Origin of the sequence: Aneurinibacillus aneurinilyticus ATCC 12856 (genome assembly GCF_000466385.1) — a bacterium.
Taxonomy (GTDB): domain Bacteria; phylum Bacillota; class Bacilli; order Aneurinibacillales; family Aneurinibacillaceae; genus Aneurinibacillus; species Aneurinibacillus aneurinilyticus.
The window spans coordinates 4,826-14,036 of record NZ_KE952680.1; the positions used below are offsets into that span (position 1 = coordinate 4,826).

Consider the following 9,211-nt stretch of genomic DNA (forward strand, 5'->3'; position numbering starts at 1 on the left):
TTGCCTGTCCAGAAACTGACGAGTATAATGTCCTTGTTATTATTCTGGAGAAAGAAAAAAGACACCTTCCTTTGTGTGCAGCTGCGCCAACAGTTACACAGAAGATGTCCCACAAAAAAACTATAGTTATTGTATCAGATTATAAATTAACTACTAGACTCTTGCAAAAAAAATGTCGAAAAATGCGCAATACAAAAGGACATTCTGACCTTTTGTAGAAGTTTGGGCTACCGTACCTAAAACCACTCAAAAGGAGAATGTCCAACCTTATGGTAGCCTTTCATTCCTCTATCGTCAAGTTTGTTTTCGCGCTGAATTTACTTCTATCTAGGCCACAACGTCATCATTTGCTCGCCTTTCTTCACGGCATCGTCCTTTGCGAAGGGCGTGTCACGATCAGCCAAATTCGCAGATCGACAAACCATGATCGCGACCTTAGCTGTATGACTCGCTTTTTACAGGAATCCCCGTGGTGTTCCAAACACGTCACGAACCAGCGGCTTTCCTACTTGATGGAAACCATTCGCTGGATGCGTGCCAAACGGGGAGATACACGCCCCATTACGTTTTTGATTCTGGACGATACACAATGTAAAAAAGAACGTTCCACTGTGAAAATGGAAGGTCTCGATTTTCATTATTCTCATTCAGAAGGAAAATCCATCTGGTCTCATTCACTCGTGACGGCTCATGTGGTAACGGGCGATCTCTCCGTTGCCTGGGATTTTCGCTCCTATTTTCGAAAGGAAGGACGATTGAACTCATCGAAACCTACTCTTCTTCACCAGATGAACACGTATACGTCCTGATTGACAGTTGGTACACCAGTAAAAAGCTGATCGCTGCCTGTGCCCAAAAGGGATTTCATGTCATCGGCGCGTTTCGCTCGAAAGGATGGGCACAAAAACCGCTGGCTGAAGTGCTCAAAAACTTAAGACCATCTTCGTAATTGTTACGTTTTAGTCTTTTACGCCACCCGTATGCCCATTTCTGGGATCGGATGAAAAAATGCAAGGGTCTAGTAAGATAATTAAAAACACGATTCTTTCTCTAAAACAATGAAAGAATCGTGTTTTTTTCGTTTTTGGGGTACCGAAAGTTTTTAGTTTGATTGCTATTATATACTAGCTTTTTTTATATCGAAAAAAATAATCGATATATCTATTGTAATACGCATGTATAACGATTAATATTTATCGTAATAGATAAACAATATTGGAGGTTCCTTATGCCAGCTTTAAAAAAACAGGATATTCTTACAATCCTTACACATATAAGCCGTAAGGACATGAATAAGCAGGAATTACTACGTATCCTAAGCGATAAAATTCCAAATCTAACTCATTTGATTGATTATTTACTTAGTGAGGAAATCATCCTAAATAAGGAGGGAATGTTTTCAATAACGGAAAAAGGCTTAAAAAAAGCACGTCATCTTTATGAAAAACCCCCACATCGTAGAGAAAAAATCAAAACGAAATTCACAAAGCGAAGAGGACTCATTCAACTGGCTATCCTCCAGCTTCTTAAGGAAGAACCACGGCATGGCTATCAAGTGATGAAGCTATTGGAAGAGCGAAGTGAAGGCTTTTATTCTCCAAGTGCCGGAACGGTTTATCCCGCTTTACAGGATTTGCTTGAAAAAGGATTGATTTCAGTTGATGAACAAACAGATAAAAAGGTGTACACGTTAAATCATGATGGCCTGGAATTTCTATCAGACATTGTTCACAATGAAGACGAAGCGTTTTGGGAGGAATGGCGTCTCCGTTTAATGTGGAAGCAATCAAAGGAAGCGGAGCTGCTGCGGGAAGAAATGGGAAAATTTCAATTGGAGTTTCAATATGCAATGAGAGGCGTATTGCATGATCCATCGCGTGCGCTTGAGCTTGTGTCGATCATAAAGAATGGAAGGAATGAGCTAATTAACTGGTCAGAGCAGCTGGTTATAAAGGAAACTTCCATCAGTGAGGGGAGGTCTTCAGCCTCCGCTGATGGTTAGTTGACTTATCGGGTTTTTATGGGAAGTGATCCCTGGTATTTTCCATTTCTCTAAGCTGTGAATGGAGGTTGGAAGGGAGACGAACCGACGCGTTTGGGACACGGCGGGGTGGCTATCCATTCTGGAACGTACTGGATAATCAACACCCCTGACGGAAAATAACAAAATGCTAGGTAGGAGTATGATGAGTGAAATCTGTCAAAAAGTTGCTAATATACACAAAGCCTTATACGCTTTTTGTCGTACTTGCTCCGTTATTAATGGCGTTAGAGGTAACGATGGATCTTTTGCAGCCCCTTATTATGCAAAAAATGATTGATAACGGGATTGCAAATAATGATATGACATATGTTGTACAAATGGGAATACTTATGATTGTTGTTGCGATTATCGGGTTGGCCGGCGGGGTTGGGTGTACGATTTACAGTACACGTGCGTCCGTGAATTTTGCAGCAGATATCAGGCAGGATGTTTTTAAAAAGATAGGACATTTCTCAAGTGAAAACCGTGACTCGTTTGGTACGGGAAAATTAATTACGATCGTTACAAGCGATATTTCATTGGTTCAAACAGCGTTAATGATGACACTTCGTGTGTTTGTGAGGGGGCCGCTTCTGTTTATCGGAAGCATCATTATTGTCTTTTTTCAGGCTCCCGAGCTTTTTCCGATTCTTTTTGTCCTTATCCCGATCCTGTTATTTTTCATTATTCTTCTTTCAAGAAGAGCAGGGGCATGGTTTAAGCGAGTGCAGGAAGGAATGGATCAGCTTAATACAAAGCTGCAGGAAAGCATTGCGGGGATACGGATAGTGAAGGCGTTTGTGCGCAAGGATTATGAGATTGGCCTATTCAAGAAGGTAAATGATTCGTTAACGAAAACAATGACAACAGCTGATCAAATAATTACGATCCTCATGCCGATTTTAATGTTTGTAATTAATATTGGAATTGTTATAGCTCTTTTACTCGGGGCCGTACGGGTTGGTGAAGGAGCCATCGAAGTTGGGGTGATCCTCGCATTTATCAACTATTTAAATATTATTTTAATGGCATTAATGTCGAGTAGTATGGTTCTGATGCAATTAATACGTGCATTTCCATCCGCTGAGCGAATTCAGCAAGTGTTAGAAACAAAAAATGAAGTGGAAAGTATCATAGATTCAGGACAAGTTTCTGCTATTAAAGGATGCGTAGAGTTTAAAGATGTTTCTTTTTCGTATAGCAAAAATGGTGAGCAGGTTCTCAAACATATCTCATTTACTGTCTCTAAAGGAGAGCAAATTGGAATTATTGGTCCAACCGGAAGCGGAAAAACCACATTAGGGAAGCTATTGCCGAGACTGTACGATGTTGATCATGGTGAAATTCTCGTAGATGGCATCAATATAAAGAATATCACGCTAGAATCTCTTCGTTCCTCGATTGGCTATATTGCCCAAAAACCGATTTTATTTTCTGGCAGTATCGAAAACAATCTTAAATTTGGTAAAAGCTCAGCAACGAATGAAGAATTGGCAATTGCGTCTAAACATGCATGTGCCGCAGAGTTCATTGAGCGGCTTGAGGCCCGATTTGATCATCCACTCACCCAAGGAGCAACAAATCTGTCAGGTGGTCAAAAACAACGGTTATCGATTGCAAGAGCCTTTGTTAGAAAGCCGCCAATTCTTATTTTGGATGATGCGACATCTGCAGTTGATGCTAATTCAGAGGCTAAGATTCTACAAGGATTGGAATCTGATTTTGATGGCACAACAACATTTGTGATTGCCTCGAAAATTTCATCAATTATTCATGCAGATAAAATTCTTGTCATGGATGATGGTAAGATTGTTGGCAATGGAACACATCATGAGTTGCTTGAAAACTGCCCCCTCTATCAAGAGATTTACCATACACAGGCGGAGAAAGGCGGGGTAGTTGTTGAGTAACCAAACCAATAGTATTGCAAAAATGCAGCAATTAACAGGTGGAGGAGGGCCAAAAGGGCGAATATCCGGCCCAGCAGCCAAAGCGAAGAATCCTAAAGAGACATTGCTTCGTGTTTGGAACTATATGGAGAAACAGAAAGCTGCTTTGCTATTATCAACCCTATTTGTAATCCTCTCTTCATTATTGAGTTTGTCAGGCCCTTATTATATTGGAGTGATTATTGACCATTACATTATCCCGAAAGATGTGCCTGGTACGATTAGAATGGCAGGAATGCTGCTGGGGATTTATTTAGCTGCTTCCCTTTTTACTTGGCTACAGACCTATATGATGGTTAATGTTTCGCTTAAAACAATTGGTACCCTTCGTGAGGATTTGTTTATAAAGCTTCAGACGCTTTCCTTAAATTTTTTTGATCGGCATAAGCATGGAGACTTAATGAGTCGATTCACGAATGATATTGATAACCTGAATCAGGCGTTGAGTCAAAGTGTCATCCAGATCATTTCTTCAATTTTAACTGTTGCAGGTGTCGCCATTGCCATGTTTTCGTTGAACTGGGTATTAGCGATTGTATCTTTTATTACAGTTCCATTGATGCTTTTTGTAACTAGACAAATTGTTCGGATAAGTCGGGAAAACTTCTCGAAACGACAAAAGGATTTAGGGGAACTAAATGGATTTATTGAAGAATCCATTAGCGGTGGTGAAGTTATTACGTTATTTGGCAAAGAACATGATACATTTACTGAATTTCATACTGTCAATGAACGACTACGACAATCTGCGATGCGGGCGGACATATTCTCAGGGTTGCTGGGACCATCTAATAACTTTCTCAGTAACTTAGGGTTAGGGCTTGTCATTGGTATTGGAACAATTATGGCGTTAAAAGGATTGATAACGGTTGGGATCATAGCTTCGTTTGTCACGTATTCAAGGCAATTTTCAAGACCGATCAATCAAATATCAACCTTGCTTAATTCGATTCAAGCTGCTCTTGCAGGGGCAGAGCGTGTTTTTGAAATGATGGATGAAGTACCTGATTTAAAAGATAAAAACGATGCTATTTCTGTTAGTAGGTTTCAAGGGAATATCAAGTTTACCAATGTTAGCTTCAGCTATAACAATGAGAGGAAGGTTTTGCAACATATTAATTTTGAAGCAAAAGCTGGTGAGATGATTGCTTTGGTTGGACCTACAGGATCTGGTAAAACAACCATCATTAATTTACTTATGCGTTTTTATGATATTAATTCAGGTGAAATACTCATAGACGGCAGGAAAAGTAAGGATTATAAAATAAGAGATTTACGTAAAAGAATTGGAATTGTTCTGCAGGATCCTTATTTATTCTCTGGAACGGTAATGGAAAATATTCGCTACGGTAGACTGGATGCTACGGATGAGGAAGTCATACAAGCGGCAAAAACAGCATCAGCCCATGGATTTATCAAGCATTTGCCAGATCAATATAACACAATGATTGCATCGGGCGGGGCGAATATAAGCCAGGGGCAAAAACAGTTGCTTTCTATTGCAAGAGCAATCCTGGCAGATGCTGATATTTTAATTCTGGATGAAGCAACTTCTAACATCGATACACGAACAGAGGTTGAAATTCAAAAGGGAATTCGTAATCTGACAGAGGGAAAAACGAGCTTTGTCATCGCTCACCGATTGAAGACGATCGAGCAGGCTAATCGTATTTTAGTTATTAAAGATGGAGAATTGCTTGAGCAAGGTAATCATGATGAATTACTGGATCAACGTGGATTTTATCATGGTCTTTACTCTAATCAACTTCGTATCTAGCATGATATGAAGTATTACACCTGTTGATTATTAATAAGGTGGAAGAAAGAAGATACACGCGTCGGTGTGTTCCCTCGTCTTTTTCCGACCGCTCTCATCTTTCCTTTGAATGCTGGCGCAGAGAAAACAAGGATACAGTCGAATTTGTGCATGTATCAAAATGGAAATCACAAGATGCTTTTAAAGTATGGATTTCACAAGACGAACATGTGAACGGGCATAAGAAAATGAACAAAACATTACGTGCATTTGAGCTTTATGATAGCTTGGAAAATTAAGCAAGTACCAATTAACTACGGCAGCTAAAGGAGGCGATTCTTCAATAGGGAGTCGCCTCCTTTGTTGAACAGGGTAGCATAGTTGATGAAAAAAATGTGACAAAATATAGGAACAACAATATTAAGCTATATATGGGGTAGAACCATTTTGTTGCCGAATAAACGTTTCTTCTTTTTAACCGACTCTACTATCCAATGACATCTACCTGTCTGATTCGTTAACGCAAATTGAATTTAAATGATGAACCAGCACACGGACGATCCGCTCTTTATTAACGCGCTGAGGCTCAAGCATGGCATGTAATGCTAGGCCATCGATTAAGGCATATAGTTTTTCGATTTCAATTTCTATGTCAAGATTTTTTTTCAGCAAGTTCATTTGATCCAAGTAATCGACGAGCTTTTGCACTGCGATAAAAATTCCATCATGCTGAGCGTCAAAAATATTTTTCTTATGTCTGAAGTAGGCTGTAAAAGCAAACCAGACTTTCATTTCTGCCATTGTTTCATCATTTATCGGGACGATTTCAAGTATAATTTTTAATACTTTCTCTTTCGGATGTAAGTCTTGTATGGAAATTTTATTTATTCGAGCTGTCGCCTTTTCTTTAACGAGTTTCATTGTGTAAACAAGCAATTCCTCTTGTGTTGAAAAATAATGACGCAGCGCACCTAATGATAGCCCCGCTTTTTTTGCAATGTTTCTTACTGTTGCTCCTTCCATTCCCTGTTCTAAAATAACGTCCCATGTTGCTTCAGCAATTTGTTTTCTTCTTTCCTCGTGATCAATTAATTTAGGCATAGATATATTTTATCAAGAAGAAAATCATTATGCAATTTTGCAATACAGTTGTATCATTTAAACGGGGGTGCTATGATAAATTTAAATAATACAACTGTATTGGGAAGGGGTAGTGTTTTGAGTTTTGTTGCATGGATGATTGTCGCATGTGAAATTGCATTTTGGGTGGTTATTGTATTAGGACTAGTAATGCGATATGTGTTCAAGCTAAATGCGTTAGGATTGTTCCTTTTAGCCTTAACTCCTGTAATCGATTTAGTTTTATTAATCATAACGGGTATTGATTTGTATCGCGGGGCGACTGCGACACAAGCACATGCGATTGCTGCGGTCTATATCGGTATATCAATCGCTTTCGGTAAAAGTATGATTCGCTGGGCAGATGAGCGCTTTCAATATTATGTGACAAGGCAAGGCCCAAAACCGCCTGAGCGATTCGGCATGGAATATGCAAGGCATTATTTAAAAGGATGGGTAAGACATGCACTTGCTTACCTTATTGGTGCTGGCCTTTTAGCCGGGATGATTTATTTGATAAATGATCCGTCTCGGACTGGGGCATTAAGTGGGATTTTAAGAGTTTGGACAGTTGTTTTAGGTGTTGATTTCATTATTGCAATCAGCCATTTTATTTGGCCCAAAAAAGCGAAAGCACGAAACTCAAGGTCAGTATAGTGATTTTTGGGCTATTGGATTCTATAGAGATAATATGGGGGAACAAAGCTTAGAACGATGATATTAACACCTATATTTACATGGGAGTAGTGAAAGTAAATATATAGTTGTCCAAGAGCGGGCTAAACAAATGAAATAATTTGTGGAGGGAGTTCATGTTACAATTCTAGTATATTAGCGATAAACATAAAGAGATTGTTGTAAATTTCAGTAACAATCATATTTTTTGGGAGGTAAGTGTCGATGACGCCAACAAATGAATGGTTGTCCCTCTGGAAACGGCAACGTGAAAAACTGAAATGCCCTGTAGATTTGAATGCCTATTTTACTTTGCCTGAAATTGCAAGCAAGCAGCTAGCGGTTATGGATATCGGTCCTTGCTCCATTCCCACTGGCCAGATTCTAGTTCGTGATCCGTTATATTATCTGGGGAATATAGAGGAGCAGCCCTACTTCCAAACAGTGCCCGCTGGAATCTATCCTACTGAAGTCTGTGTGGTGAAACAGGACGAGGAAGGCGACTGTGCCCGATATGCGGCTGTTCGGCTACGATTTGTTGATGTGCCTGCCGTCCGGTTCGAGGAGGCTCTTGTCGGCAATGAAGACCTCTTGGAGATGGGGGACGATGAATTTTTTGGCTTCAATGTGGATGCTGGTCTAGCATGTATTTGCGATAAGCGAGTGCATCAAGCTTTCTGTGACTTTGTTGGACAATGGCATAAAGAACATCCGGGGGATAACCTTTACGATGATTATTTTGCTAACCTGTTTGCCGAGAGTTTCCGGCAGAATCCCGAATATCAACGCGACGGCGGCGATTGGTTGAACTGGCAGATTCCTGATACTGAATACCATCTGCCTATCTTTCAAAGCGGCTTTGGCGATGGCGCTTACCCGGTTTATTGGGGCTATGACGAAAAAGGGGAGATTTGCCAAATGATCATCCAGTTTATCGACATTCAATTAGCATATGGCGAAGAGCAAACAGAAGATTAAGAATGGAAAAATCATTCCCTAATGTTGAGCAGCTCATGCAACCTATTTTTGATTCCATCTGGGATGCTGGGTATCCGCGTTTACTAAGCCTATAAGGAAACGGGAGAATGGGCTAGGGACCATTAAAAATGTGCTCTTCCTTGCATACGGAATGCATAGTCTACATATAAGGCAGGATACAGTTGACACCTTTAGCCGTGGGAGTGTCAACACTGGAGCTAAGACGTATGTTTGGAATCGAACAAAAAGATAAACGAGAAATTTTTGTGGATGGGAGTCTGACTTGCTATTTACAGAACTAACGATATCATTTTTTGAAAATAGGTGTTTCTCTACACTCTGAGCGCCCATAGGGGTGCTTTATTTATATTTAGGAGAGTTATCAGTTCTTTGTTCAAAAAGTAATGGTTAGCAATAATGTTTTCTAGGCTATATTTACTTTTTACATAAATGGATGTTCCAAGTATTAGAATTTAATGATATATTTTTCATAATTCCTTAAAAGAGAAAATGAGGTGATTTTAGTAATTTTTGATAAATAAATTCTATTTTTGTATGTATTTTTTGTTTAAGGAAAATAAAGGTATTTAGATAAAGGAAGGTGGTAGCTATATAAGTTACACTTGATAGTTTGACATGATAACGTGGCTGGAAGGAGGAAATTCGGAAAAAAGAAGGCGCCCTGCGCTCCGGCAGAAGAAAGGCCAGTGT

At 39.6% G+C, this 9,211-nt stretch carries 9 protein-coding genes; 8 read left to right on the plus strand and 1 reads right to left on the minus strand.

Annotated elements, in window-relative coordinates:
• From HMPREF0083_RS28940 to HMPREF0083_RS30020, 6 genes are all read left to right on the plus strand, one after another.
• On the plus strand, nucleotides 1-218 hold a 218-nt coding region (locus HMPREF0083_RS28940; RefSeq protein ID WP_021619452.1), incomplete at its 5' end, for a hypothetical protein.
• Between the two features lie 39 nt (nucleotides 219-257).
• A complete protein-coding gene (locus HMPREF0083_RS02695; protein ID WP_081695980.1) occupies nucleotides 258-809 on the plus strand; it encodes a transposase in 552 nt (183 codons plus the stop codon).
• 419 nt (nucleotides 810-1,228) lie between these two features.
• Nucleotides 1,229-2,002, plus strand: a complete 774-nt coding sequence (locus HMPREF0083_RS26085) for a PadR family transcriptional regulator (protein ID WP_021619455.1) — start codon at nucleotides 1,229-1,231, stop codon at nucleotides 2,000-2,002.
• Between the two features lie 188 nt (nucleotides 2,003-2,190).
• Nucleotides 2,191-3,933: an ABC transporter ATP-binding protein gene (locus HMPREF0083_RS02705; RefSeq protein ID WP_021619456.1), complete on the plus strand. Its 1,743-nt coding sequence runs from the start codon at nucleotides 2,191-2,193 to the stop codon at nucleotides 3,931-3,933.
• Nucleotides 3,934-3,955: 22 nt separating this feature from the next.
• Nucleotides 3,956-5,749: an ABC transporter ATP-binding protein gene (locus tag HMPREF0083_RS02710; protein ID WP_021619457.1), complete on the plus strand. Its 1,794-nt coding sequence runs from the start codon at nucleotides 3,956-3,958 to the stop codon at nucleotides 5,747-5,749.
• 38 nt (nucleotides 5,750-5,787) lie between these two features.
• Nucleotides 5,788-6,027, plus strand: a complete 240-nt coding sequence (locus HMPREF0083_RS30020; protein WP_262360590.1) for an antibiotic biosynthesis monooxygenase family protein — start codon at nucleotides 5,788-5,790, stop codon at nucleotides 6,025-6,027.
• Nucleotides 6,028-6,229: 202 nt separating this feature from the next.
• On the opposite strand, the gene HMPREF0083_RS02720 is transcribed toward HMPREF0083_RS30020, so the two are convergent.
• On the minus strand, nucleotides 6,230-6,829 hold the full coding sequence (locus HMPREF0083_RS02720; RefSeq protein ID WP_021619460.1) for a TetR/AcrR family transcriptional regulator: 600 nt from the start codon (nucleotides 6,827-6,829) through the stop codon (nucleotides 6,230-6,232).
• A 117-nt stretch (nucleotides 6,830-6,946) separates the two neighbouring features.
• Here HMPREF0083_RS02720 and HMPREF0083_RS02725 point away from each other — a divergent pair, with 117 nt between their 5' ends.
• Together HMPREF0083_RS02725 and HMPREF0083_RS02730 are read left to right on the plus strand one after the other, a co-directional pair.
• The gene (locus HMPREF0083_RS02725; protein WP_040301256.1) at nucleotides 6,947-7,504 is read left to right on the plus strand and encodes a hypothetical protein; all 558 of its coding nucleotides are present in this window, start codon (nucleotides 6,947-6,949) and stop codon (nucleotides 7,502-7,504) included.
• A 243-nt stretch (nucleotides 7,505-7,747) separates the two neighbouring features.
• Entirely contained in the window at nucleotides 7,748-8,500 is a 753-nt protein-coding gene (locus HMPREF0083_RS02730) for a DUF4241 domain-containing protein (RefSeq protein ID WP_021619462.1), read from the plus strand.
• Nucleotides 8,501-9,211: the final 711 nt, after the last annotated feature.

Excerpts from the sequence above, each read along its gene's own strand:
- HMPREF0083_RS02710 (WP_021619457.1), top strand. The coding sequence starts at position 3,956 with ATGCAGCAATTAACAGGTGGAGGAGGGCCAAAAGGGCGAATATCCGGC.
- HMPREF0083_RS02730 (WP_021619462.1), top strand. The coding sequence starts at position 7,748 with ATGACGCCAACAAATGAATGGTTGTCCCTCTGGAAACGGCAACGTGAA.
- HMPREF0083_RS02720 (WP_021619460.1), bottom strand. The coding sequence starts at position 6,829 with ATGCCTAAATTAATTGATCACGAGGAAAGAAGAAAACAAATTGCTGAA.
- HMPREF0083_RS26085 (WP_021619455.1), top strand. The coding sequence starts at position 1,229 with ATGCCAGCTTTAAAAAAACAGGATATTCTTACAATCCTTACACATATA.
- HMPREF0083_RS02695 (WP_081695980.1), top strand. The coding sequence starts at position 258 with ATGTCCAACCTTATGGTAGCCTTTCATTCCTCTATCGTCAAGTTTGTT.